At 68.1% G+C, this 24,262-nt stretch carries 19 protein-coding genes; 14 read left to right on the top strand and 5 right to left on the bottom strand.

Going from position 1 to position 24,262, the window contains the following annotated elements; translation table 11 throughout:
- Window positions 1-191 precede the first annotated feature (191 nt).
- Window positions 192-983, top strand: a complete 792-nt coding sequence (locus ACXJJ3_RS28800) for a thymidylate synthase (protein ID WP_380198112.1) — start codon at window positions 192-194, stop codon at window positions 981-983.
- Entirely contained in the window at window positions 980-1,435 is a 456-nt protein-coding gene (locus tag ACXJJ3_RS28795; RefSeq protein WP_458164965.1) for a dihydrofolate reductase, read from the top strand. Before ACXJJ3_RS28800 ends, ACXJJ3_RS28795 begins: the two co-directional genes overlap by 4 nt.
- Before the next feature lie 49 nt (window positions 1,436-1,484).
- On the opposite strand, the gene ACXJJ3_RS28790 is transcribed toward ACXJJ3_RS28795, so the two are convergent.
- The gene (locus tag ACXJJ3_RS28790) at window positions 1,485-2,351 is read right to left on the bottom strand and encodes a hypothetical protein (protein ID WP_458164964.1); all 867 of its coding nucleotides are present in this window, start codon (window positions 2,349-2,351) and stop codon (window positions 1,485-1,487) included.
- The gene (locus ACXJJ3_RS28785) at window positions 2,348-6,409 is read right to left on the bottom strand and encodes an AAA domain-containing protein (protein WP_458164963.1); all 4,062 of its coding nucleotides are present in this window, start codon (window positions 6,407-6,409) and stop codon (window positions 2,348-2,350) included. Before ACXJJ3_RS28785 ends, ACXJJ3_RS28790 begins: the two co-directional genes overlap by 4 nt.
- Window positions 6,410-6,733: 324 nt before the next feature.
- Between ACXJJ3_RS28785 and ACXJJ3_RS28780 the strand changes: the two genes are divergently transcribed.
- The 10 genes from ACXJJ3_RS28780 to ACXJJ3_RS28735 all read left to right on the top strand — a co-directional run bounded on the left by ACXJJ3_RS28780 (window position 6,734) and on the right by ACXJJ3_RS28735 (window position 18,878).
- Window positions 6,734-7,987, top strand: coding sequence for a toxic anion resistance protein (locus tag ACXJJ3_RS28780; RefSeq protein WP_458164962.1), 1,254 nt, complete (start codon window positions 6,734-6,736; stop codon window positions 7,985-7,987).
- Between the two features lie 24 nt (window positions 7,988-8,011).
- Window positions 8,012-8,593 carry a hypothetical protein gene (locus tag ACXJJ3_RS28775; RefSeq protein ID WP_458164961.1) on the top strand — a complete coding sequence of 194 codons (582 nt, stop codon included), beginning with the start codon at window positions 8,012-8,014 and terminating at the stop codon, window positions 8,591-8,593.
- A complete protein-coding gene (locus ACXJJ3_RS28770; protein ID WP_458164960.1) occupies window positions 8,590-10,038 on the top strand; it encodes an AAA family ATPase in 1,449 nt (482 codons plus the stop codon). Before ACXJJ3_RS28775 ends, ACXJJ3_RS28770 begins: the two co-directional genes overlap by 4 nt.
- Complete coding sequence (locus ACXJJ3_RS28765; protein ID WP_458164959.1) at window positions 10,035-11,360, top strand: hypothetical protein; 1,326 nt, start codon at window positions 10,035-10,037, stop codon at window positions 11,358-11,360. Before ACXJJ3_RS28770 ends, ACXJJ3_RS28765 begins: the two co-directional genes overlap by 4 nt.
- Window positions 11,357-12,343 (top strand): glutamate ABC transporter substrate-binding protein, encoded by a 987-nt coding sequence (locus tag ACXJJ3_RS28760; RefSeq protein WP_458164958.1) that lies wholly within the window; start codon window positions 11,357-11,359, stop codon window positions 12,341-12,343. The genes ACXJJ3_RS28765 and ACXJJ3_RS28760 overlap by 4 nt, the downstream gene beginning before the upstream one ends.
- Window positions 12,340-13,455 (top strand): hypothetical protein, encoded by a 1,116-nt coding sequence (locus ACXJJ3_RS28755; protein WP_458164957.1) that lies wholly within the window; start codon window positions 12,340-12,342, stop codon window positions 13,453-13,455. The genes ACXJJ3_RS28760 and ACXJJ3_RS28755 overlap by 4 nt, the downstream gene beginning before the upstream one ends.
- Window positions 13,452-15,791 carry a tetratricopeptide repeat protein gene (locus ACXJJ3_RS28750; protein WP_458164956.1) on the top strand — a complete coding sequence of 780 codons (2,340 nt, stop codon included), beginning with the start codon at window positions 13,452-13,454 and terminating at the stop codon, window positions 15,789-15,791. The genes ACXJJ3_RS28755 and ACXJJ3_RS28750 overlap by 4 nt, the downstream gene beginning before the upstream one ends.
- Window positions 15,776-16,861: a PP2C family protein-serine/threonine phosphatase gene (locus tag ACXJJ3_RS28745; RefSeq protein ID WP_458164955.1), complete on the top strand. Its 1,086-nt coding sequence runs from the start codon at window positions 15,776-15,778 to the stop codon at window positions 16,859-16,861. The genes ACXJJ3_RS28750 and ACXJJ3_RS28745 overlap by 16 nt, the downstream gene beginning before the upstream one ends.
- Window positions 16,862-16,875: 14 nt before the next feature.
- Window positions 16,876-18,153, top strand: coding sequence for a VWA domain-containing protein (locus tag ACXJJ3_RS28740; protein ID WP_458164954.1), 1,278 nt, complete (start codon window positions 16,876-16,878; stop codon window positions 18,151-18,153).
- 236 nt (window positions 18,154-18,389) lie between these two features.
- Window positions 18,390-18,878 carry an FHA domain-containing protein gene (locus ACXJJ3_RS28735; protein WP_458164953.1) on the top strand — a complete coding sequence of 163 codons (489 nt, stop codon included), beginning with the start codon at window positions 18,390-18,392 and terminating at the stop codon, window positions 18,876-18,878.
- A 66-nt stretch (window positions 18,879-18,944) separates the two neighbouring features.
- On the opposite strand, the gene ACXJJ3_RS28730 is transcribed toward ACXJJ3_RS28735, so the two are convergent.
- Window positions 18,945-19,400, bottom strand: coding sequence for a hypothetical protein (locus ACXJJ3_RS28730; RefSeq protein ID WP_458164952.1), 456 nt, complete (start codon window positions 19,398-19,400; stop codon window positions 18,945-18,947).
- Between the two features lie 74 nt (window positions 19,401-19,474).
- The gene (locus ACXJJ3_RS28725; RefSeq protein WP_458164951.1) at window positions 19,475-20,437 is read right to left on the bottom strand and encodes a GNAT family N-acetyltransferase; all 963 of its coding nucleotides are present in this window, start codon (window positions 20,435-20,437) and stop codon (window positions 19,475-19,477) included.
- A gap of 213 nt (window positions 20,438-20,650) precedes the next feature.
- On the opposite strand from ACXJJ3_RS28725, the gene ACXJJ3_RS28720 reads away from it, so the two are divergent.
- A complete protein-coding gene (locus ACXJJ3_RS28720) occupies window positions 20,651-21,031 on the top strand; it encodes a ribonuclease domain-containing protein (RefSeq protein ID WP_458164950.1) in 381 nt (126 codons plus the stop codon).
- Between the two features lie 228 nt (window positions 21,032-21,259).
- On the top strand, window positions 21,260-22,192 hold the full coding sequence (locus ACXJJ3_RS28715) for a glycoside hydrolase family 6 protein (RefSeq protein ID WP_458164949.1): 933 nt from the start codon (window positions 21,260-21,262) through the stop codon (window positions 22,190-22,192).
- A gap of 226 nt (window positions 22,193-22,418) precedes the next feature.
- On the opposite strand, the gene groL is transcribed toward ACXJJ3_RS28715, so the two are convergent.
- A complete protein-coding gene (gene groL, locus ACXJJ3_RS28710; protein WP_458164948.1) occupies window positions 22,419-24,044 on the bottom strand; it encodes a chaperonin GroEL in 1,626 nt (541 codons plus the stop codon).
- Between the last annotated feature and the right edge of the window lie 218 nt (window positions 24,045-24,262).

The raw sequence follows: 24,262 nt of genomic DNA, 5'->3' as shown, positions 1-24,262 counted from the left end.
TCTTTCAAACCACCAAGTCCACGACGAGATGACTGGCAGCGACGTTCGACCCCCGACGGAGGCTCATCTTGTCCGGTACCTGACGCTCTACGAGCGCCGAGCGATCCAACAAGGTTGTTGATTGCGACGACGCGTACCGTCAAGCGGCCAGCCTGTGCGGAACTTGACTCGCCACCTGCTAGCCTCGCAGCGTGCGCCAGTATCTTGACTTATTGGAGTTCGTGCGAGCCAAGGGCACCAAGAAGACGGACCGCACAGGAACAGGCACGCTCAGTGTGTTCGGCTACCAGGCAAGGTACGACCTGAGCGATGGTTTCCCTGCGGTCACGACCAAGAAGCTACAGCTCAAGTCAGTTGTCGGTGAGCTAATTTGGTTCCTCAGGGGCGACACCAACGTCCACTGGCTTCAAGAGCGTGGGATCGGGATCTGGGACGAGTGGGCAGATCATTGCGGTGATCTTGGACCCGTCTACGGCCACCAATGGCGCTCCTGGCCGACACCAGACGGCGGCTCGATAGACCAAATCTCAGCTGTCATTGAGTCAATCAAGACTAATCCGGACTCGCGGCGGCACATCGTAAGCGCATGGAATGTTGCTGACGTCAACGACATGGCGCTCCCTCCCTGCCACACGCTGTTCCAATTCTATGTGGCTGATGGCCGCCTGTCGTGCCAGTTGTACCAGCGCTCGGCCGATATATTCCTGGGCGTTCCGTTCAACATCGCTTCCTATGCTCTGTTGACCCACATGATCGCTCAGCAGACAGGCCTCGACGTCGGCGAGTTCGTGCACACGATGGGCGATGCCCACATCTATCTGAATCACCTGGATCAGGTCGAGCTGCAGCTCTCACGCGAGCCGCGCCCCCTGCCGACCCTGAAGCTCAATCGCCGTGGCGCGATTGATGAGTACGAGATCGAGGACGTCGAACTCGAGAACTACGATCCGCACCCTTGGATCAAGGCGCCCATCGCGGTATGAGTGTCATCCTCATCGCGGCGGTCGGAGAAAACGGTGTGATCGGGCGGGACAACGACCTGCCCTGGCGGATCCGGGAGGACCTGCAGCACTTCAGGCAGCTGACCCTCGGCCACACGCTCGTGATGGGCCGCAAGACGTACGACTCGATCGGCCGCCCGCTCCCGGGCCGCCGCACCGTGGTCGTCACCCGCCAGCCCGACTGGTCCGCGGACGGCGTCGAGGTCGCCCACACCCTCGAGGACGCCCTGAAGTACGACGGCACCCTGCACGTCGCCGGCGGCGGCGACATCTACCGCCAGGCACTCCCGTACGCCCACCGCCTCGAACTCACCGAGGTCCATCAATCCCCCACCGGCGACGTCATGTTCCCGGCCCTCACCCCGCAGGACTGGACCGAGACAGCCCGCGAACCCCACGACGGCTTCGACTTCGTTAGTTACCGCCGCAGCTAGCGCTGCTCGCGGAACGTATCCCGTAGCGTACGTCCCGCGAGCAACACCCTCAGCTGGAGACTGCCGATTCTGTGCCGAGCAGCCTCTCCTCCAGGTCGTTAAGCAACGCCCGGACGGGACCCCAACAGAGCATCACGCTGTCTCGATCGAAGTCGGGCTGCTCAGCCAACTCCTTACGTGGATGGATGAAGTTTCGGAAATCACGGACGTTGTGCATGAACTTCGTCGCGTCGAATTGCAGGAAACCCATCGCATGAGCTCGGTTGATGAGAAAGTCCAGCGATGCGAAATCCAGCCGAACTGGTTTCCGATCGCGTCCGAGTGCCTTACCAGCGCGGAACTCGGCGTCGCGCTCCAGCAGAATGGCGAACAGAATTCCCTCAACCATGCTGCCGATACCGATGATTGCAAAAGTATACGCCCCGTTGGCTTCACAGATCCTGGTCTCCGCAAGCCGACGTGACAACATCGTCCGGGCCGCCTCGTCCTTAACGAGCGCCACGAGCCGTCGTTCGAGATCCTCCGGCTCGCTGAACATCGGTGCCCCGTCGCTCGCCGACAACCCAGCGAGGACCGGGCGCTGACCGACGAGAGTCACAACGAGCTGTTCCGCCCGAAGAACGCTGTTGACCTGATCCAGGAAGTCCTTCGCCACGGCGGCACCGCCGTCGTATTCGATGGGGTCGCACACTCGGCAAATGAGGTGCTCGACGTCGAGAGTGCCGTTTCGGTTCGACATCTGGTCTGCGAGCCAGAGTACTCGCTGCGATCCGTCGTACTCCGGGGGGTCTGTCCAGGCCGCGCGTCGCAGCAGCCCCTCCAGCTCATATCCGCGCCGGTTGTACGGTCCATCCTGGTCAACGATGATCTTGGCCAGCCGCTCAATGGTCCGGTCGTCCAGCATCCGCCGCGTCACTTGCTGCCCCCCTTCTCCGCCATGACTATCTCCAACGCTCGGGTCAGCCGATCGACGATTACCTTGCCCCGCCGCTGAAATCCGAGCTCGCGCAGCCCTTGCTCGAGACGCGCGTCCTTCGTGAGATACAACTCGTCCGACAGCAGCCATCGAAACAGCGCCGTCAGCTCCCGATCCGTGTATTCGCTGATCTTGTAACCAGGTCGGATACGTGGCTTGGGTGCCTGTCGCACTTCGATCGGCGCCGGCCGGTCAGTACCAATCGACTCGTGCGACCCCTCGACCGCGGCCGGATCCACCGTCTCCGTTGCCGAGGCTGGCTCCTTGAGCGCGATCCGCCAGGCCTCCAGGATCCGTTCGAGCTCACCATCTGGGTCGGTGAACCATGCCGTCGACCAAAGCCGATGAAACCGCCAGCCCAGATTCTCGAGATGGGACTGCCGCAGCCTATCCCGATCGCGCGCGCTGTGGGCGTGGTGATACCGCTCCCCGTCCGTCTCCAGGGCGAGGACCAGACGTCCCGGTTGGTCAGGATCTCCGAGTGCGAAGTCGATCCGGTAACCCTCAGAGAACCCCCACTGCGGGTAGACCGGAACCTCGGACTCGATCAATGCCCGCCGAACGCTGTCCTCGAATCCGTTCAGTCCAGTCTCGAAGAGACGACCCACTTTTGCGAGGTCACCGCCGTGCTCGGCGAAGTCGAGGAAGCGCCGCAGCAGCTCTGCACCCGTAGGGTCCAGCCTGGGCTCGAGGTCAGCTGCCGAGAACGATGACACTACCGTCATCCGACGCTTCGCCCGGGTCACGGCGACATTGAGTCGCCTTTGGCCGCCCTCTTGGTTCAATGGCCCGAAGTTACGCGACACCCGACCGTCTGCCCGGCGCGGGTAGCCAACAGACAGGATGATCGAGTCTCGCTCGTCGCCCTGTACTCGTTCGAGGTTCTTGATGAAGAAGCGCCGCGATGCGCCGCCGTTGTCGCCGAAGAAGCCCTCGAGCTCAGGCCGCTCTCGCAGCGCCGCACGTAGCGCCATCTCGATCCTGTCAGCGTGCCGCTGGCTCATAGCGATGACGCCGAGGCTTTCGTCCGGACGCTGCTGCGCGTGTTCAACGATCCGTTCGACAACCTTTGCAACCTCAGCCGGCGCCGAACCGTCCTGTCCAGGCTGAGCGATCCCATTTACCAGGTCCAAGGTGATCGGTGGGCCTTCGAGCGTCCCCGGGAAGGTGACCAGCTCACCACCGTAGATCTCCTTGTTGGAGAAGCTGATGAGCCGCTCGTCCCTACTCCTGTAGTGCCACTTCAACATGTGCCGATCCGTGAGCAGACTGCTCAGACGGGCGAGGATGGACTCATACTTGCCGAGATCGCCTGCGTCGTCTTCCTCATCGTCGTCCTCGGTCCCGGACAGCATGCGCTGGAAGTACATCGACGGCGGGAGCTGCCGATCGTCACCAGCCACCACGATCTTGCGACCGCGAACAATCGACGTGACCGCGTCCTGGGGCAGGATCTGGCTTGCCTCGTCGAAGATGACGATGTCGAATAGGCAAGCGGCCGGCAAAGTCTTGCTGACGAGTAACGGCGACATTGCCCAGCACGGCCGCACGGCGAGGAGTACGTCCGGTGCGGTCTCGACCAGCCGACGCAGCGGCATGTGACCGGTCTTGCGGGCGGCCTGCTTGCGCACGGTTTGGCTCTGCTCCGGATACGCATCGCACGCTTCGCTCAGCCGACGGGCCACCTCTCGGCGGATCCGCCGAGGCGCCGCGTCTCGGAGAGAGACGTCCATTGCTCCGAATTCAGCAACAGATCGGCTGTGATTCTTGGCCACGAAGTCACGAAGTGCCTGTGACTCAAGCTTGAATTCATCCATCAGTGACCGTATCCAGGCGAACCGCAGCGTCGCCGCCGCCTGATCAGCGTCCGCGTCCGACTGGATGATCTCGTCGAGCAGGCGGCTCAACCCGAGCTGCCCGAACTTCTGCTTGAGACCCGTCAGCTTGGGCATCTGCCACAGCGTGTCCCGATCTTCATCGAGTTCGTCGAGTGTGTTCCCTACGTGCTCGGCGGGACGCTGTTCAAGATCGTCGAGCCGCGTGCACAACGCGACCGCGGCGAGCTGAGTTCGAAGTGTCCGGTAGTGCGTCGTGATGTCTGCAAGCCCATGGACACTCATCGGCGCACGTTGGTCGGTCGACAGTCGAAGCCAAAGATCACGCCGGCTACGAAGCAGCAGTATTTCTCTGTTCAGGTCGCGTCGCTTCGTGATTCCGCGCCTCGACCGCACCCGGACGGCCTTGATCAGCTTCCTTCGCATACCGAATGGCATGCGAACTCCTTCAGCTTTGCGGACCGCACGATCTGCTGTGGCCAGATAGAGCGAGTCCAGGTCCTCTTGGAAGATGTCCTCGCCGAACTCCGATACGGCCTCGGAGATGCCACCGAGAAGGTCCAGAACCTCCTCCCATTCGGCGATTGACGTCGGCTTGGCCAGGCCCGTCTCGCGCAGCAGCCACTCCATGTCATCGGTGCTTCGCCGAAGCGTCGAGCCATTCAACTCGTCGAGCTCCGCCAGGACCGTCCGGATGTCATCGTTGGTACGAACGGTCGCGTGTGACCACGGCGACTCCCCGCGGAAGACGCGCGCACCTCCTGAGTCGACGAAGTCTCGGAGTTCCTGCGTGACTGCCTTGACCGTCTCCCGATCCAGCGCACGGAGGTCCCGGCTGCGAAACCGGATTCGGGTCTCAGCGCCTTGTTCGATGGTGAACGATGCCTCCAGGACTTGATACGCCGACATTCCCCATGGCTGGCGTACGGAGTGCAACTCATCGCTGTAGGCGATGATCCGACTCCGGCGTCCCGCGTACTCGGACGCAAGACCTTCGATCTGAACCGGCAACTCGGTAGCTGCACGATCGAGGCTCTGTGTCAGCTGCTGTGCGAGCTGACGCTTGTTCAGCTTCTGTTGATGCAGGTCCAGGACCAGGTTGTCGAGGTCGACGTCAGCAAGTCGCTGCGTTACTGCCTCGATCGCCGCGCGTTTCTCGGCGACAAAGAGGACCTTGAGACCGCGCCATGCAGCAGCAGCGATGATGTTCGCAATGGTTTGACTCTTGCCTGTACCCGGTGGGCCTTCAATCAGCACGTTCTGGCCAGCAAGCGCAGCTGCGATGGCCAGCTCCTGTGAGGAATCGGCATCCTGCACGAGTACTTCATCCATCGGCTCGATGCGATCGATATCGACGGCGGAGGCCGATCGTCCTTCGACAAGAAGTTCCTGTTCGGCACCCTTGTCGCCCGCGAGCGACGCGATGACGGCGTTCTGCGCCAGCAACTCAGTGGAGCGTTGCAGGTCCTGCACCATCGGAAGCTTCTCGTAGCTGAACAGCCCGATGGTGACTCGTGCTTCCAGATCCGCCACGATGTCTTGCGCGCCAAGGACGCTCTGGAGTCGTGCGAAGACAGCCTCCAGCTGTTCAGCGGGGTCCTCGTTCGCTGCCAGCGCACCATTCAGCTCGTCAGTAAAAACATCCAGATCGAGCTCGGCGCCATGCTCACTGACCAAGGCATAGAGCAGCACCGGGTTGACTTCGACCTCATCACCGGCGCGAAGGCTGTAGTCGCTCTCGCTCACCGTCTTTGCCTGGATCTCGACGGCCCGCAACAACAATGGCGCTCGGAGCGAGGAGGCAACCCTCGCAGCACCCCGACTCTGTGCCGAGACCTTGATCAGGCCGTGCGCGATTCGGCCGGCCTGAATACCCTGTTCCTCCTCCAGCGCCACGATCCGACGCTTCAGGTTTCTCGCCCGCGTACAAGCGTCGCGGTGATCGTCCGGTTCTCCGAACAAACCACGCAAGTTGACCGACGAACCTGTCAGCAGTAACCGGAGCTGCTGCGGACTCGCCGCAGATAGGTCCAGACTTGCCGTCTTGGTATCGCGAAAGTGCAGCAGAGTATTGCGATGGCCAAGATCGATCAGGCTGGCCGCCCAATCGTTCGCTTTGGCCCGCACCAGATTGAGGCGCGCGTCATCGATTGATCCAGACAAACTTCTCCCCCTCCACGAAACGATCCGCCCGGACGGCGCCGACCGCCGAGGCCCGCCGTTCCGTGGCGAGCCTTTTAGTCTGAGGATTACTCAGCGTTAGGTCAACCCCAGAAGAAATGGAAAAATCTGGAAAAGTGGCAGCTCGGACAGGCGCTCCCTGGACTACCAGTGCTCGCCCAACCACGGATATCGCCTCGCGGCGTCTGGCACACACCTTGCTGACCCGGCAACGACTACGCAACGACAGCACAAGATCGGCCCGGAACCGACTAGATTGGGCGCGCGTCACGGGAGTACCAGGGGCGTCTTCCGGAGGGGAACACGATGACTGAAGCCGACAACACCGCTGCCGCTCAGCCTGCTGCCGCGGCACCGTTGCAGCCGCCGACGGCCACCGCGCCGGGATTGATACTGACCGCGCCGCCGCCGTCACAGCCGGTCGCCGAGACCGCCGCGCCGACGATGGCGCCGGCCGTCGACCCGGCCGCGTTGCCGGGGCTGGACAGCAAGGTGGATGCGTTCCTGACCGGGTTGATGGCGGCCGAGCCGCGGTCGCCGGAGTTCGCCACCAAGGCCAGTGACGTGCGGAGTATGGGCGACGTCGACATCCGGTCCGCCGCCGAGAGTTCGAACCGGCTGCTGCAGTCGCCGGTGCGGGCGCTGCAGAGCGGCGGCCTGTCGGAGGGTTCGACGGTCGGCAAGACGCTGCTCGAACTGCGCCGTACGGTCGAGGACCTGGACCCGAAGGAAGCGACCGGGCCGAAGAAGCTGCTCGGGATGATCCCGTTCGGCGACAAGATCGAGGACTACTTCCGCAAGTACCAGAGCGCGCAGAGTCACCTCGAGGGCATCCTGCACAGCCTGCGCAACGGCCAGGACGAGCTCGGCAAGGACAACGCCGCGCTGAACCTGGAGAAGCAGCAGCTCTGGGACGCGATGACCCGGCTGAACCAGTACGTGTACGTCGCCGAGCGCCTGGACGCGCGGCTGTCCGCGGCGATCGCCGAGCTCGAGGCGACGAACCCGGAGAAGGCGAAGGCGTTCCGCGAGGACGTGCTGTTCTACGTCCGGCAGAAGCACCAGGACCTGCTCACCCAGCTGGCCGTGTCGATCCAGAACTACCTGGCGATCGACATCGTGATCAAGAACAACATCGAGCTGATCAAGGGCGTCGACCGCGCGTCGACCACCACCGTGTCGGCGCTGCGGACGGCCGTCATCGTCGCGCAGGCGCTCGGCAACCAGAAGCTCGTGCTGGACCAGATCACCGCGCTGAACAGCACCACCAGCGGGATGATCGAGCGCACGTCGCAGATGCTCAAGGACAACTCGGTCGCGATCCAGCAGCAGGCCGCGTCCGCCACCATCGGACTGCCGCAACTGCAGGCCGCGTTCGCGAACATCTACGCGACCATGGACGCGATCGACACGTTCAAGGGCGAGGCGCTGGACAACATGGCGGCGACGATCGGCACGCTGGAGAACGAGGTGACCAAGTCGCGTTCGTACCTCGACCGGGTCGCGCAGCAGAACCAGCAGGTCGTACACGGCAGCCTCGACCTCAACCTCGGTCGCTGATCGACGCCTGAGGACGGGGGACGTATGGCGCTCGGTGACTTCTTTGCGCGGCTGACCGGTCGCAAGGAGGAGCCCGAGCCTGCCCCGGTGCCCGGTCCGCCGACGAACGACGACCTGCTGGCGGCGCTGGTCCGGGTCGAGCAACTGGTCGCCGGCGGCGCCGTACCGGCTGTGGTCGCGTCGCGGGTCGGGCGGGTGGTTCGGGTCGTACGGGAGACGATTCCGCGGCTCGGGAACCTCGGTGGGAGCGCGCAGGCGTACTCCGTGATGGCGACGTGCACGGACTACCTGCCGGACGCGATCGGCGGGTACCTGCGACTGCCGCGGCAGTGGGCCGACACCCGGCCGGTCGATCGCGGCAAGACCTCGCTGATGTTGCTCATCGACCAGTTGGACCTCTTGGCGGCGACGATGGACAAGGTGTTCGACGCGGTGAACCGGGCGGACGCGGCGGCGCTGATCACGCATGGCAGGTTCCTGCAGGAGAAGTTCGGCACCGGCTCCACCGGCGGAGGCTTGGCGCTCGGCCCGACCGAGTCGACCCCGCCGCCGGATCCCGGACCGGCCGGACCACTGGCACCACCACCTGGACGAGGAGGCTCATGAGCGGCACGGGGGGACTACCGGAGGCGCTGTCGTCGCTGCTCACCGTCGCCGCTCGCGCCGGCGTCGCCGAGGAAACCGCTCGGTCGGAGGGACTCGCGTTGGCAGCTGCGCTGGCTGAGTCGGCGCCGGGCGCGGCCGCGGATTGGGGCAAGGCGGTCCCGGGCGGTACGACGCAGGACTTCTTCGATGCTGCTGTTCGTGGACGGCGGTGGCGTGGTGCGCCGACCGCAGTACTCACGGAGCTGATCGCGAGCGGGTCGGTGGAGCAGACGGCGTACGCCGAGGCGCTCGCGGAGCTGGCGTCGGCGGCTTGCGGGTTGGGCGAGCCGACGATGCGGGTGGTAGGAAACGCGTCGGTTGCAGCTGCCGCACAACTGCAAGCCGCAGGCGTGCGCACGCTGTCAACACCACTTACGTCGGCGAAGCCGACGGCCGACCTGAGGAGTAGCACACCGGCCGGCCGAGCGGGCTCCGGCGCCGCGGGCTCGGGCGCCGCGGATGCGGACGCTGCAGGCCCGGGCGCTGCGGGTGTGGTGGGGGTTGCTGCCAGTGCTGCTGTTGAGGTGGAGCCGGCTCGGTCGGTGGAGGAACTGCTGGGGGAGCTTGATGGGCTGACGGGGTTGGCTCGGGTCAAGCAGGAAGTGCATCGGCAGGTTGCTGTGCTGCGGGTGGAGAAGCTGCGGGCCGAGGCCGGGCTGAAGAATGCGACGATCACCCGGCACCTGGTGTTCGTGGGGAATCCGGGGACGGGGAAGACGACGGTCGCGCGGCTGGTGAGTGGGATCTACAAGGCGCTCGGCTTGCTCTCGAAGGGGCAACTCGTCGAGGTGGACCGGTCGGAGCTGGTCGCCGGGTATCTCGGGCAGACGGCGACGAAGACCGCCGAGGTGGTCGAGTCCGCGGCCGGTGGCGTGCTCTTCATCGACGAGGCGTACAGCCTGACCTCGGGCGCTGATGTCACGGGGACAGGCGCCGACCAGTACGGGCGAGAAGCCGTCGACACGCTGGTGAAGGAGATGGAGGACCGGCGCGACGACCTGGTCGTGATCGTCGCCGGGTACCCCGAACCGATGCAGGCGTTCATCGCCGCGAACCCCGGCCTGGCGAGCAGGTTCCGGACCACGATCGAGTTCGAGAACTACAGCGACACCGAGCTCACCGACATCCTCACCGGACTCGCCGACGCCGCGGACTACGAGCTGGTGCCGGAGGCGCTGGACGAGTTCCAGGCGATCCTCGCGGGGACGGCGCGGGACAGTTCGTTCGGCAACGGCCGGTTCGCGCGCAACGTACTGGAGGCCGCGATCGGCCGGCAGGCCTGGCGGCTCCGCGACGTCACGGCACCGACCACCGACGAACTGCGTCAGATCCTCGCCGCGGACCTCACCGAGGCGCCCGACGAGGACCCTGACGAGGACCCGAACGAGCAAGGAGAACAGGCGTGACACAGACGCAGAGTGCGCCGCCCGCGACCTGGTCGCCGGGCCCGGCCGCGAACGTACCCCAGCAGGCACCGGCCGCCCCGGCCGCGAACCGCCGCGGTGCGATCGCGAAGTGGTTCGCCGGTACGCCGGGCCGGATGCGCGCGTTCCTGCTGCTCGCCGCGGCGATGAGCGTGGTGTTCGGGCTCGCGGCGGCGCAGGGGTTCAGCCAGTCCGACGGCGCCCTCGACCGCGCGCAGGCGAACGCGGCCCAGTTGGTCCGGATCCAGGCGATCCACACCAACCTGGTCAGCGCGAACGCCGACGCCACCAACGCCTTCCTGGTCGGCGGTCTCGAACCGCCGGCGCAGCGCCAGCACTTCGTCGACTCGCTCGCCGCGGCCGCCGGGCTGATCGCCGAGGCCGCGACCGCGCAGCCCGCGGACCGTGACGTCCTGGGCGCCCTCAACAAGACCTTGATCACGTACGAAGGCCTGATCGAGCAGGCCCGCGCGAACAACCGCCAGGGCCTGCCGATCGGCTCGCAGTACCTGAAGGACGCGAACTCCGTCCTCCAGGACGACTCGCTGCCGTTGGTGAAGGCGCTGGTCGAGGCGAACGAGAAGCGTGTCGACACCGAGTTCGACGGGATCAGCTACGGCACGATCTGGGTGCTCGTCGGCGGTCTGCTCAGCCTGGTCGTCTTCGGCGTCACGCTGCGCTGGCTCGCCCGCCGTACACACCGCTACCTGAACGTCCCGATCGCCGCGGGCGCCGCTCTCGTACTGCTCACCACCGCGGTCGGCGGCATCGCCCTGGCCGGCGCGTCCAGCTCCGCGAAGGACACCCGCAACTCGGAGTACGAGCGAACGCTGGCCCTGTCCCGCGCCCGGATCGCCGCGTACGACGCCCGCTCGAACGAGAGCCTGACGCTGATCGCCCGCGGTTCCGGCGAGGAGTTCGACAAGGCGTACACCGCCGCGGCCGGCCAGGTCCGCGACCAGCTCGGCAAGCTCGGCGGCAACGACTCGGCGCTGCCGGCGTCCTGGCAGCAGTACCAGGCCGTGCACCAGCAGGTCCGCGCCAAGGACGACAGCGGCGACTGGGACACCGCCGTCAGCTACGCGGTCGGCAGCGTGGCCTCCCCGAACTCGATCAAGACCTTCGACACCTTCGACAAGACGTCGGCAGCCCACCTGCAGGACGCCAGTACGGCGGTGCAGTCCAAGCTGAAGGACGCCCGCAACGGCCTCCCGCCGATCGGCTGGCTCGGCGTACCGATCGGCATCGCCGCCGCCCTGCTGGTCGCCTGGGGCATGTCGCAGCGCCTGGAGGAGTACCGATGAAGAAGCTGATCCCACTCGCCGCCACCGCGGCCCTCCTACTGACCGCCTGCAGCTCCGGCAACTACGCAGCCACCCAGCTCCCGGCGGAGCCGACGGAGTCCACCGCCACGGCGCCTGCTAGTACGACCGACCAGGGGTGCTCCGACGGCAAGGACCCGTTGGCGTCGTACAACCCGCTCGCGAGCCAGCCGGCTCCGATGCAGATGCCGGCGAGCACCTACATGCGGGCGATCCAGGACCGCGGCCGGCTGATCGCGGGCGTGTCCGCGGACAGCCTGCACCTCGGCGCCCGGAACCCGATCAGCGGGCAGATCGAGGGCTTCGACATCGACATGGTCAAGGCCGTCGCCACTGCGATCTTCGGTACCTGGAAGGGCCACCTCGAGCTGCGGGTGATCTCCAGCCCGGCCCGGATCCCGTCATTGCGCGACACCAAGAACCCGGTCGACATCGTCGCCCGGAACATGACGATCAACTGCGAGCGCTGGGGCCAGATCGCGTTCTCCGCGGAGTACTACCGCTCCGGTCAGAAGACGCTCGTCCAGCTGGACTCGAAGGCGACGAAGGTCGCGGACCTGAGCGGCCAGAAGATCTGCGCGCCGGCCGGATCCACCAGCCTGGAGAACCTCAAGAAGAAGAACCCGCAGGTCATCCCGGTCACCGCCGACACCGACACCGGCTGCCTGGTGCTGTTCCAGCAGGGTAAGGCGGCGGGCATCAGCGGTGACGACACGGTGCTGGCCGGTGACGCCGCGCAGGATCCGTACGCGAAGGTGCTCAAGGAGCGGTTCAGCGACGAACCGTACGGCCTCGGGATCTCGCTGACGCACCCCGAGTTCGTCCAGTTCGTGAACGGCGTCCTCGCGCAGATCAAGGCCGACGGCAGCTGGATGACGTCGTACAACACGTGGCTCGCGCCGGACCTCGGTCCGTTGAAGGCTGCGCCGACGCCGGTCTACGGCCGCGTTCCGGTGCACCAATGACGGTGCGTACGCCGACGGTCTCGGCGCCGGCGGCGCCGGGGAAGGTCGGGAGTGGGGTTTCGGCGACCGAGCTGCTCGGCTATCTCGGTGCGCTCGGGGAGTGGCGGGATCGGCGGAAGGCGGAGCTGGATGAGTTGGATCAGGCTGCGCTGCATTCGCCGGACGGTGATGCGCTGAGCTCGGACGTCGTGCTCAGTATGACGGTCTGGAAGGCGGTCTCGGATCGGTACGAGCTGATCCTGGTGACCTGGGACTCGGGACGTGTCGGGCAGCAGGAGATCGAGCGGATCTCGTCGCTGGTCTGGGGTGGGCTGGATGCCGGCGCCGCGGGTGGTTCGCTCGCGGTGTCGTTGCCTGAGGCATGCAAGCTGTCGGACGCGCTCGCGTCCAGCCTGCGCGCGAAGCTGGCGCTCGACCCCGCGGACGCCGACCTGGCCGCGCGGCTGCGGGAGCTGCGCGCCCAGGTGGAGCGGATCAGCGACCTGGTCAAGCAGGAGCCGGCAGGAGCCCGCAACGACGCGCTCGCGAAGCACCACGACCTGGACCGCCGGCTGACGGACCTTGCCGACCGCAACAAACGGGGCGCGGACATCGGCGGCATGATCGGCCCGCTGGAGCTGGACACCGCGAAGGCCGAGCGGGACCTGATCGTCGGCGCCGCGACCCGTAAGGAGCGCGCCGCGGACGTGGCCCGCGCCCGGACGGTGCGGGGTGAGCTCGAGGCCCAGGGGACGGCGGTGCGCGCGCTCGCGGACAAGGCCGTCCGGACGGTCGCCCCGGCCCCGCGGCTCGCCGTACCGGATGTGACCGCGCTCGGTCCGGTGCCGAACACGCCGGCCGAGCTCGCGCAGTACCTGACCCGGCTGGATGCGGTACGGCGGGCGCTCGGGCAGGCGCAGGCGGCGTACGGCGCCGCGCTGGAACGCCGGAGCGAGCTGAGCCAGCTGCTGGACGCCTATCAGGTGAAGGCGGCAAGTGTTGCCGCGGGCAACGAAGATCTCGCCGAGCTGTACCGGCGCGGCCGCGCCGTGCTCGACGCCGAGCCGGTGGATCTGCCGCGGCTCGGTGCGTTGGTAGCGGCCTACCAGGCCTACCTGGAGGGAACGAAATGACGACCTGCACCCAGCCGGGCTGTACCGGCTCGATCGTGGACGGGTACTGCGACGTCTGCGGCTCCCCCGCCGCGCCCAGCAGCCCCGCGGCGGCACCGGCCACGGGCGCGTGCACCCAGCCGGGCTGCACCGGCACGTACGCCGACGGCTACTGCGACGTCTGCGGGTCCCCCGCTGCCTCGTCCGGTACGGCGCCCGCCGACGACCCGGATCCGATCAGCTCGGTGTCGACCGTCTCCCGCGCGTCCAACCGGCTGGCGTCCACGCCGCTCGGCTCGGCCCGCGCCGCCCAGGCCGGTTCGAAGCTGACCCGCAAACTCGGTACGTCGTCCACCCGGCTGCGCGGCGCCCGCCTCGGCGCCGGGCTGACGAATGTCCCGTCGATCCCGGCGATCGACGCGAGCAAGGCGATCCTGGCGAACCCGATGGTCCCGGAGGACCGGCGGAACTGCCCGAGCTGCGGCAACCCGGTCGGCCGCGCCCGCAACGGGCAGCCGGGCCGGACCGAGGGGTTCTGCCCGAAGTGCCGCAGCCGGTTCTCGTTCGCGCCGAAGCTGCAGGACGGCGACCTGGTCGGCGGCCAGTACCTGGTCCGCGGCTGCCTGGCGCACGGCGGGTTCGGCTGGATCTACCTGGCCCAGGACCAGAACGTGTCGAACCGCTGGGTGGTCCTGAAGGGCCTGCTGAACTCCGAGGACCCGGACGCGGTCGCCGCGGCGATCGCCGAGCAGCAGTTCCTGGCCCGCGTCGAGCACCCGCTGATCGTCGAGATCTACAACTTCGTCACCCATGACGGCGCCGGCTACATCGTGATGGAGTACGTCGGCGGCACGTCGCTGAAGACCCTGCTCAAGGAGCGGATGGCCGCGAACAACGGCCGGTACGACGCGCTCCCGATCGACCAGGCGATCGCGTACATGCTGGAGATCCTGCCGGCGTTCTCGTACCTGCACGACCTCGGACTGGTGTATTGCGACTTCAAGCCGGACAACATCATCCAGGTCGGCGACGCGGTGAAGCTGATCGACCTCGGCGGCGTCCGGCGGATCGACGACCTGGACTCGGCGATCTACGGAACGGTCGGTTTCCAGGCGCCCGAGGTGGCCGAGGTCGGTACGTCGGTGGCGTCCGACATCTACACGCTCGGCCGGACGCTGTGCGTGCTCGCGATGGAGTTCCGCGGGTACCAGAGCCGGTACGTCGCGTCGCTGCCGCCGGTGGACGAGGTCCCGCTGTTCCAGCAGTACGACTCGGTGTACCGGCTCCTGGCGAAGGCGTGCGCGCCGTCCCCGGCGGACCGTTTCCAGTCGGCGGACGAGTTCCGCGTGCAGCTCCTCGGCGTACTGCGTGAGGTCGTTGCGGAGAAGCAGGGCGTGAAGGCGGCGCAGCACTCGGCGTCGTCGTTGCTCTTCGGGTCTCCCGGCGACAAGGCCGGCGGGCTGGGCGATGCTGCAGCACCGTGGCAGCAGCTGCCGTCGCTGGCGCCGGACGAGGGCGACAAGATGGCCGGCTGGCTGAAAACTGTCAGCGTGCCGGATCCGATCAAGCGGCTGGAGCTGCTGGTCGACGCGCCGGAGCAGTCGGCGCAGACATTGCTGGAGATCGCCCAGGCCGCGCTGGAGGTCGGCCCGGAGCGGTACGACATGGTCGACACCGCGGTGAACGACCTGCTCACGGCGGACCCGTGGGAGTGGCGCGCGGTCTGGATGTCCGGGCTGGTCGGGATGGCCCGTGGAGACTTCAAGGGCGCGCAGTCCGCGTTCAACGCCGTCTACGGCCAGGTGCCGGGCGAGCTGGCGCCGAAACTCGCGCTCGCGATCGCCTGTGAGCACAGCGGCGAGTTCAACGTTGCCGAGGGCCTCTACCTGGCCTGCGCCCGTACCGATGCCAACTACATCGCACCGTCCGCGTTCGGTCTGGCCAACATCCGGACCCAGCGCGGCGACCTCGACGGAGCGCTCACCGCGCTCGACCTGGTGCCGCGGACCAGCGGCGAGTACGTCAGGGCGCGTCGCCAGCGAGCCGGACTCCTGGCAGGATCGGGGCGTGGCCTTCCCGCGCTCGCCGAGGCGATGAACAGCATCGCGACGCTGACCATCGACCCGGCGGACCGGGCCAACCTGGCCGCGAACGTGTTCCGGACCGCGCTGACCGAGGTCCAGCAGAGCGGTCCGCAGGAAGCCCTGCGGATCGACGGGCGGGCAGCCACCGAGGCGTCCCTACGGGACGGGCTCGAGGCCACCTACCGGCTGCTGGCCGGGCAGGCGCAGAACCGGACGGAACGGATCGCCCTGGTCGACCAGGCCAACGAGGTTCGAGGATGGACGCTGCGATGACGAGTACGACCGACACGGCCTGCCCCAGCTGCGGCGGACCGGTGGCCGAGACCGACCTGTTCTGCGAGGCCTGCGGCGCCGAGCTGAAGCCGGGTACGCCGGCGGCCGCCGCGCCCGGGACACCGGCGCTGGACACCGACACCGAACCCACCGTGGAGATCACGGCCGTGGGCAGCCTGGACGGCGGCCCGGTCGGGCCGTGCGCGTCCTGCGGCGGCACGGTCGGCGCCGACGGGTACTGCGAGACCTGCGGGACCAAGGCCGCGAAGCCGCGGGACCACTTCGCCGAGCAGCCCGCGTCCTGGGTGGCCGGCGTCTGCGACCGCGGCATCCGGCACAGCCGGAACGAGGACGCGATGGCGCTCGGCGCGGACCCCGAACCGGGCAGCCGCGGGCTGCTCGTGGTGTGCGACGGCGTCAGCTCCTCGCTGGACTCCGACGTCGCCTCGCTGGCCGCGGCCCGGGCGGCGCTCGAGGTCCTCGTCGCCGATCACGCGCACGGGATCGGGACCGAGACGTCGCGGGCCGGGGCGATCGGGGCCCGGCTGAAGGCGGCGGCCGACGCGGCGAGTGACGCCGTACTCGACAGCACCAGTCCGGACAGCCCGAACCCGGCGTCCTGCACGTTCGTGGCCGCGGTCGTCGAGGACGGGCTGCTGGTCGCGGGCAACGTCGGCGACAGCCGGGCGTACTGGTTCCCGGACGCCGGCGAACCGGTCGGGCTGACCACCGACGACTCGTGGGCCGCCGAGCTGATCGCCACCGGCATCTCCCGCGAGGAGGCCGAGTCCGGGCCGCACGCGCACGCGATCACCCGCTGGCTCGGCAAGGACGCGCCGGACCACACGCCGCGGACCACGACCCTCGAGGTCGACGGGCCGGGCTGGCTGCTGGTCTGCTCGGACGGCCTGTGGAACTACTGCTCCGAGGCGGCACCGCTGGCCGCCCTCGTACGTCAGACAGCTGCGGACAACAACGGCGAGCCGAAGGCCACCGCGTCCGCCCTGGTCGACTGGGCCAACGCCCAGGGTGGCCAGGACAACATCACCGTCGCGCTCGCGCGCGTTTGAGGGAGGAACCCGAGATGGCCGACTTCACCGCCACCGTCTACCAGAACGAGTTCCTGCCGGACGGCGGGACCGACGTACACGCCATCGTCACCGTGACCTGCGCCGGGGCCGGTGCGGCCGGGCAGTCCGGGAGCGGCGACGCGGGCGAGATCATCATCGTCGACACCTCCGGCTCGATGGGCCGCGACGGCGTCCAGGCCGCCGCGTACGCCGCGCAGACCGCGCTCGACCAGATCCTCGACGGGGTGTGGTTCGCGGTGATCTCCGGCAACGACCGCGCGCAGCTGGCGTTCCCGCCGTCCGCGGAGCCGGTGATGGTCAGGATGGACCCGTACACCCGGCAGGCCGCCAAGGACGCCGTGTCCCGGTTCTACGCCGACGGCGGGACCGCGATGGGGACCTGGCTGCGGCTGGCGTCGCGGGTGTTCGCGACCGTGCCCTCGCTGTCGCAGAAGCACGCGATCCTGCTCACCGACGGCGAGAACCAGCACGAGACGCCGGAGGCGCTGACCCAGGCGATCGAGTCGGTCACCGGGCAGTTCCAGTGCGACACCCGCGGCGTCGGCGTGGCGTGGCAGGTGGACGAGGTACGGCGGATCGCGCAGGCGCTGCTCGGTACCGTCGACATCATCCCGGCGCCGGACCAGCTGGCCGCCGAGTTCTCGAAGATCATCCAGAACGCGATGAGCCGCGGTGTCGCCCAGGCCGACCTGCGGGTCTGGGCGCCGCAGGGCGCCGAGGTGCTGTTCGTCCGGCAGGTCGCGCCGACGGTCGAGGACCTGACGTCGCGGCGTACGGCGGTCAACCCGCTGACCGGGTCGTACCCGACCGGGTCCTGGGGTGACGAGTCGCGGGACTACCACGTGGCGATCCGGCTGGCCGCGAAGGCGGTCGGGCAGGAGCAACTCGCGGCGCGGGTCCAGCTGGTGCTGGGCGACCAGACCGTCGCGCAGGGCCTGGTGAAAGCGCTGTGGTCGGCGGACGACGCGCTCACCACGCGGATCAGCCCGGAGGTCGCGCACTACACCGGCCAGACCGAGCTGGCGCAGGCGATCCAGGACGGGCTGTCGGCGAAGGCTGCCGGTGACACGGCGACCGCGACCACCAAGCTGGGGCGTGCGGTGCAGCTCGCCGCGCAGACGGGGAACGAGGAGGCGACCACCCGGTTGCGGAAGGTTGTCGACATCGACGACCAGGAAACGGGTACGGTGCGGCTCAAGCGCACCGTCGAGAAAGCCGACGAGATGGCCCTCGACACGGCCTCCACCAAGACGACCCGGGTACGCAAATGACCGTGAACTGTCCCAGCGGACACCCCAGCACCTCCACCGACTACTGCGACGTCTGCGGTCTCCCCATGACCGCACCGGAGGCCGCGGCAGCAACTCCTGCTGCTCCGGCGGCCCCTGCTGCGCCTGAAGCTCCAGCAGCGGCTCCGGCTGGTCAGAACTGTCCGAACTGTTCGGAGCCCGCGTCGGCGGACGCCCTGTTCTGTGAGAGCTGCGGTTACGACTTCACCACCGGGACGATGCCCCGGCCGGCCTCGTCCCTCGACCTACCGACCGGGCCGGCGCCCACGCCCCCTCCTGCTCCGGCAGCAACCGCCGAGTGGGTAGTAGAGCGCTGGGTCGACCCCGACTGGTACGCCGTGCAGCAAAGCGAGGACCCCTGCCCGTCCCCCGGCCTCCCTGCGGTCATCCCGCTCGTCGAGAAGAGCCTGCTGATCGGCCGCCCGTCCCGTAGCCGCGGTATCTCCCCCGAGGTCGACTGCGGCGACGACACCGGCGTGAGCCGCCGGCAGGCCCAGCTGACCACGGACGGCCAGCGCTGGTGGGTCGAGGACCTGCAGTCCTCCAACGGAACGTACGTCGCCTCCGCGGCCGGCCCGCTGCCGGAGACGCCGATCGTCCCCGGCCAGCGCCAGGAGCTGAACCCGGACGACCGCATCTACGTCGGCGCCTGGACCCGCCTCGTCGTCCGCAAGGCCACCCCGGAAGAGCTGGCCGGCCAGGCCTAGGTGGTGTCTGGTAATTCCGCGCCGTGCCGGGTGCCCCGCAGTAGGCGGGGAATTGCCAGACACCACCTAGCCGTCGGGCTGGACCCGCCGGGTCCAGCCCTTCGCCGGGTGGACGCACAGCCACTCGATCAGCGCCGTCCCGGCCACGATCGGGATCACCCACGCCCACGGCTGCTCGGGTAGCCCCACGATCGCGATCGCCGTCCACAGCGCGATCCACCCGCCGCCGTACCCGCGCAGCACCCCGCGATACCAGAGCCCGCCGGGCGCCTCGGCCGCGCGCTGGCCGAAGTACACGAACAGGTACGACGCGACCGTGATCGGCCAGAAGTACCAGAGCCGGCCCCAGTCGTACGGCACCATCACCAGCGCGGTCAGGCAGACCAGCGCGATCGCCCAGTGGTAGACCTCGCCGGCCCAGTTCAGCCCGCGGCGGCGCAACGTGAGCGCGACCGCCAACGGGCCGAACGGTACGGCGACGACACCCGCGAAGACATGCAGGATCAACGCGATGTCACGCATCGCGGCTCCCCAACCCTCCTGACATGTCAGGGAGCATAGGGATCTCCGCCCGGCACGTCTCTAGCTCGCGCCGATCAGTTCTCCGGGAACGACAGCACCCGGCGGACGGCGAACTTCCGGTACCCGAGGCGCTCGAAACTGTTCGCCATCGGCACGTTCCCGAAGTCCGTGTCGGCGCGGATCTGCTCGGCGCCGGTCTCCGCGAGCAGATGGGTGATCTCCGCGAGCAGGTCGTCGCTCAGCCCGCGCCCGCGGTGCTCCGGCACGACGCCCAGGTACCCGACGACCGGCCCGCCCGCGTTCGCCGACGGCATCGCGAATCCGACGAGCTCGTCGGCTCCGCTCGATTCCTTCCCCGCCCCACCGCCCCGGACGTACGCGACCCGCCACAGGTCCCGGTCGCCCGGCATCGACTTGTACATCGCGAGCTCTTCGCGGGCCGCTTGTTCGACGCCCAGCCGCGCGATCTCCCGGGCGGTCGCGGCGTCCAGGCTGCCCTCGCTGACCCGCATGAACACGTCGACGAACGCCTCGTCGCCGGCCGGCTCGAACCGCAGCCGGGTCGACCGTGGCGGCAGGCCGTACGCCGGCTTCCACTCGTACCGCAGCCGGTCGGTGACGCTGGTCATCCCGACCGCGGCCGCCGCTTCGGACCGCGGCTCGAGCGCCGCGACCACGTCCGGGTTGTCCTCCCAGTCGCTGTCCAGGAAGAAGTGGTACTCCGGCGGCTCCTGGCCGTCCGGGCGGGACGCGACCGCGTGCTTCAGCAAGTCGGTCCAGACAGGCACCGGGTCGCCGTCGCCGGCGTAGTACAGGCCGTCGATGCTGTACGGGTGCTGCTCGTCCGGGACGCCCCACCAGATCGCCAGCGCCCGGATCTCGCCGTTCTCCTCGGCGACCCAGGTCCAGTCGTGCCGGTAGTAGCCGGCGGCAACGTACTCGCGGTACCGCTCGGTGGTGACGGTGTTCACGGACTTCTGCTCGATCAGAGCAAGGATGGTGTCGAGGTCGGACTCGACGGTGGTGCGGATGTTCACAAAACCTCCAGCAGGAGGCGCGCTCCGCTCAGTGCGAGCTGTGTGAGCGGTCGGGACGCGCCGGGAAACAGATCAGTGTGTTCATCGGTCGCTCCTTTCCGCATCGGGGACTCACTCGCCGGGCCAGACTCTAGAGGCCCGGCGAGGTCATAGTCCACCTGTTATTCACAGCTGGGATGTACCGGCGTCGCCGCGGCGGGGAAAGAACCGGGCATGAGAACCCTCATCGCTGCCGTGACCCTGGCATCCACCGCTGTCCTCGGGTCCACGGCGTACGCCGCCCCAACCGCCCCCTCCACGATCAACACCTGCGCACTCAGCTCGTTGCCGTCGCAGGCCGGCGACACCCTCAAGCTGATCCACTCCGGCGGGCCGTTCCCGTACAAGCAGGACGGCACCGTCTTCTCGAACCGGGAGGGCATCCTCCCGTCCGAGTCGTCCGGCTACTACCACGAGTACACCGTGATCACACCTGGCTCCCCCGACCGCGGCGCCCGCCGGCTGATCGGCGGCGGCGCGAAGACCACCCCGGTGCACGTCTACTACACGAGCGACCACTACTCCTCGTTCTGCGAGGTCGACGAGAACAGCTGACGGTAATGTGGTCGGCACGTTGAGTGATCTGGAGGATTGTTCACGATGCCGACTCTCAGAGGGTGTCTTGGAGCTCTGCGCCGTAGCGAGCAGGTGCTCGGCGGAGTGCCTCGGCGTGCTGGAGGGAAGGGTTCGATGCGGAGCATCGTGCCCTTTCCTCCAGTGCGGCGAGGTGCCCGCCGAGTGCCGCGCAGTAGGCGCAGAGCTCCAAGACACCCTCTCGGTCCCGTGGCCGCCGGCCTGCTGCTGACCGCCGCGCTGCTCGCCTTCGGCCGGCCCGCGTCCGGGCTGGCCGAAGCGACCGGCGACCCGCTCACCCTGACCCACGGCCTGTACGTCGACCCGGCCTCGGACGCGGCGGCGTACGCCCGCCGGCACCCCGAGGACACCGCGCTCGCGTCGAAGATCGCCGGTCAGCCGTCGGCTCGCTGGATCGGCGCGTGGAGCGGAGACGTGCGGGCGGACGTCACGACGTACACGACGGCCGCCGCGAAGGCGGACAAGCTGCCGGTGCTGGTCACGGACAACCTGCCGGGCCGGCAGTGCGGGATCGGCGGCGGGGCCGCGTCGGACACGGCGTACCGGACCTGGATCTCGGCGGTGTCGGACGGGATCGGGACCCGGCCCGCGGTCGTGGTGCTGGAGCCGGACGCGCTCGCCCGGCTCGACTGCTACCCGAGGTCGGAGTGGAATGCGCGGATCGCGCTGCTGAAGTACGCCGTCGGCGTGCTGGCGGCGAAGAACCCGAACACCTGGACGTACCTGGACGCCGGGAACGTGACGTCGGGTGACGCGAAGGAGATCGCCCGCCGGCTGCGGCTCGCGGACGTCGGGAAGATCCGCGGGTTCGCGCTGAACACCGCGAACTACTTCACCACCGAGCAGTCGATCACCCGCGGCACCGAGATCCTGGCAGCTCTCGGCGGCGGCGCCCACTACGTCGTCGACACCAGCCGCAACGGCAACGGCTCCGACGGCAGCTCCTGCAACCCGCCCGCCCGCAAACTGGGCACGCCCCCTGGCCCGGGGGCAGCCCCGGTAGACCTCCAGCTCTGGCTCCGCACCCCCGGCCAGTCCGACGGCCCCTGCGGCCTAACCCCCACCCTCCCCACCCGAACCTTCTCCCCCCTCCTAGCCCACCACCTACTCACCGGCACCTAACCACCAGGTACTACCCGCCCCACCGCCCCACCGCCCAACCCGCCGTCGGCGTGGGAGGGGATATCCCCTCCCGTTGTGGGTTCTCCCCTGGTATTAGAGGGGAGAACCCACACGTCCAGGGGATATCCCCTCGTGTGGCGAGGTATGCGGGAACGCAGAAGGTCCCGGGCCTCGGCCCGGGACCTCTGGGTACTGCGTGTACTGCGTGTGCTGCCGGACTACTGGATCAGAAGTCCATGCCGCCCATGTCGGGCGCGCCGCCCGGAGCGGCCGCGGCCTTCTCCGGCTTGTCGGCGATGACGGCCTCGGTGGTGAGGAACAGAGCCGCGATGGACGCCGCGTTCTGCAGCGCCGAGCGCGTCACCTTGGCCGGGTCGATGATGCCGGTCTTGATCAGGTCCACGTACTCACCGGTCGCGGCGTTCAGACCGTGACCCGGCTCGAGGTTGCGGACCTTCTCCACCACGACGCCACCCTCGAGGCCGGCGTTCACGGCGATCTGCTTCAGCGGCGCCTCGACGGCCTGGCGCACGATCTGCGCACCGGTCGCCTCGTCACCCTCGAGCTCCAGCTTCTCGAACGCCGCAACCGACGCCTGCAGCAGCGCGACGCCACCACCGGCGACGATGCCCTCCTCGACGGCCGCCTTCGCGTTCCGAACGGCGTCCTCGATGCGGTGCTTGCGCTCCTTCAGCTCGACCTCGGTGGCCGCGCCGACCTTGATGACCGCAACACCGCCGGCCAGCTTGGCCAGACGCTCCTGCAGCTTCTCGCGGTCGTAGTCGGAGTCCGACTTCTCGATCTCGGCGCGGATCTGGTTCACCCGGCCGGTGATCTGGTCGGCGTCGCCCGAGCCCTCGACGATGGTCGTCTCGTCCTTGGTGACGACGATCTTGCGGGCCTGGCCGAGCAGCTCCAGGTCGACGGTGTCCAGCTTCAGGCCGACCTCCTCGGAGATGACCTCACCGCCGGTCAGCACCGCGATGTCGACCAGCATGGCCTTGCGGCGGTCACCGAAGCCCGGCGCCTTGACGGCGACGGCCTTGAAGGTGCCCTTGATCTTGTTCACGACCAGGGTCGCCAGGGCCTCGCCCTCGACGTCCTCGGCGATGATCGCCAGCGGCTTGCCGGTCTGCATGACCTTCTCCAGCACCGGGACCAGGTCCTTGATGCTGCCGATCTTGCTGTTCACGACCAGGATGTACGGGTCGTCGAGGACGGCCTCCATCCGGTCGGTGTCGGTCACGAAGTACGGCGAGATGTAGCCCTTGTCGAAGCGCATACCCTCGGTGAGCTCGAGCTCGAGGCCGAAGGTGTTGCTCTCCTCGACGGTGATGACGCCTTCCTTGCCGACCTTGTCCATCGCCTCGGCGATGATCTGGCCGACCTGGGTGTCGGCGGCGGAGATCGAGGCCGTGGAGGCGATCTGCTCCCGGGTCTCGACGTCCTTGGCCAGCGACAGCAGCTGCTCGCTGACCGCCTCGGTGGCCTTCTCGATGCCCTTCTTCAGGCCCATCGGGTTGGCGCCGGCGGCGACGTTGCGCAGCCCCTCACGGACGAGGGCCTGGGCCAGCACGGTGGCGGTCGTCGTACCGTCACCCGCGACGTCGTCGGTCTTCTTGGCAACTTCCTTGACGAGCTCGGCCCCGATCTTCTCGTACGGGTCCTCGAGCTCGATCTCCTTGGCGATGGAGACGCCGTCGTTGGTGATCGTGGGTGCGCCCCACTTCTTCTCCAGCACGACGTTGCGGCCCTTCGGGCCGAGCGTCACCTTGACGGCATCGGCGAGGGTGTTCATCCCCCGCTCGAGACCGCGGCGCGCCTCTTCATCGAAAGCAATCAGCTTGGGCATTCTCCGCGAGTCCTCCCGCGTCGAGTCTTTGTGGTTCAGCCGGCTCCGATGCCCGCGACGGACGGCACCAAGACCCGCGACGCTCATGTCCCGTCGCGACCAGGCACCTCATCGAGGCCGTCTTCTTGCACACCCGGCCGGGCACGAGCACTTATCACTCTCGCCCTTGGAGTGCTAACCAAGTATTAGCACTCGCCCCAAACGAGTGCAAGCCGACC

Source organism: Kribbella sp. WER1, from assembly GCF_054189145.1.
The sequence above is the reverse complement of the archived record's forward strand: the minus strand, read 5'-3'. Positions and strand labels throughout refer to the sequence as shown.

Excerpts from the sequence above, each read along its gene's own strand:
- ACXJJ3_RS28795 (WP_458164965.1), top strand. The coding sequence starts at position 980 with ATGAGTGTCATCCTCATCGCGGCGGTCGGAGAAAACGGTGTGATCGGG.
- ACXJJ3_RS28780 (WP_458164962.1), top strand. The coding sequence starts at position 6,734 with ATGACTGAAGCCGACAACACCGCTGCCGCTCAGCCTGCTGCCGCGGCA.
- ACXJJ3_RS28775 (WP_458164961.1), top strand. The coding sequence starts at position 8,012 with ATGGCGCTCGGTGACTTCTTTGCGCGGCTGACCGGTCGCAAGGAGGAG.
- ACXJJ3_RS28770 (WP_458164960.1), top strand. The coding sequence starts at position 8,590 with ATGAGCGGCACGGGGGGACTACCGGAGGCGCTGTCGTCGCTGCTCACC.
- ACXJJ3_RS28760 (WP_458164958.1), top strand. The coding sequence starts at position 11,357 with ATGAAGAAGCTGATCCCACTCGCCGCCACCGCGGCCCTCCTACTGACC.
- ACXJJ3_RS28755 (WP_458164957.1), top strand. The coding sequence starts at position 12,340 with ATGACGGTGCGTACGCCGACGGTCTCGGCGCCGGCGGCGCCGGGGAAG.
- ACXJJ3_RS28750 (WP_458164956.1), top strand. The coding sequence starts at position 13,452 with ATGACGACCTGCACCCAGCCGGGCTGTACCGGCTCGATCGTGGACGGG.
- ACXJJ3_RS28745 (WP_458164955.1), top strand. The coding sequence starts at position 15,776 with ATGGACGCTGCGATGACGAGTACGACCGACACGGCCTGCCCCAGCTGC.
- ACXJJ3_RS28740 (WP_458164954.1), top strand. The coding sequence starts at position 16,876 with ATGGCCGACTTCACCGCCACCGTCTACCAGAACGAGTTCCTGCCGGAC.
- ACXJJ3_RS28735 (WP_458164953.1), top strand. The coding sequence starts at position 18,390 with ATGCCCCGGCCGGCCTCGTCCCTCGACCTACCGACCGGGCCGGCGCCC.
- ACXJJ3_RS28730 (WP_458164952.1), bottom strand. The coding sequence starts at position 19,400 with ATGCGTGACATCGCGTTGATCCTGCATGTCTTCGCGGGTGTCGTCGCC.
- ACXJJ3_RS28720 (WP_458164950.1), top strand. The coding sequence starts at position 20,651 with ATGAGAACCCTCATCGCTGCCGTGACCCTGGCATCCACCGCTGTCCTC.
- groL (WP_458164948.1), bottom strand. The coding sequence starts at position 24,044 with ATGCCCAAGCTGATTGCTTTCGATGAAGAGGCGCGCCGCGGTCTCGAG.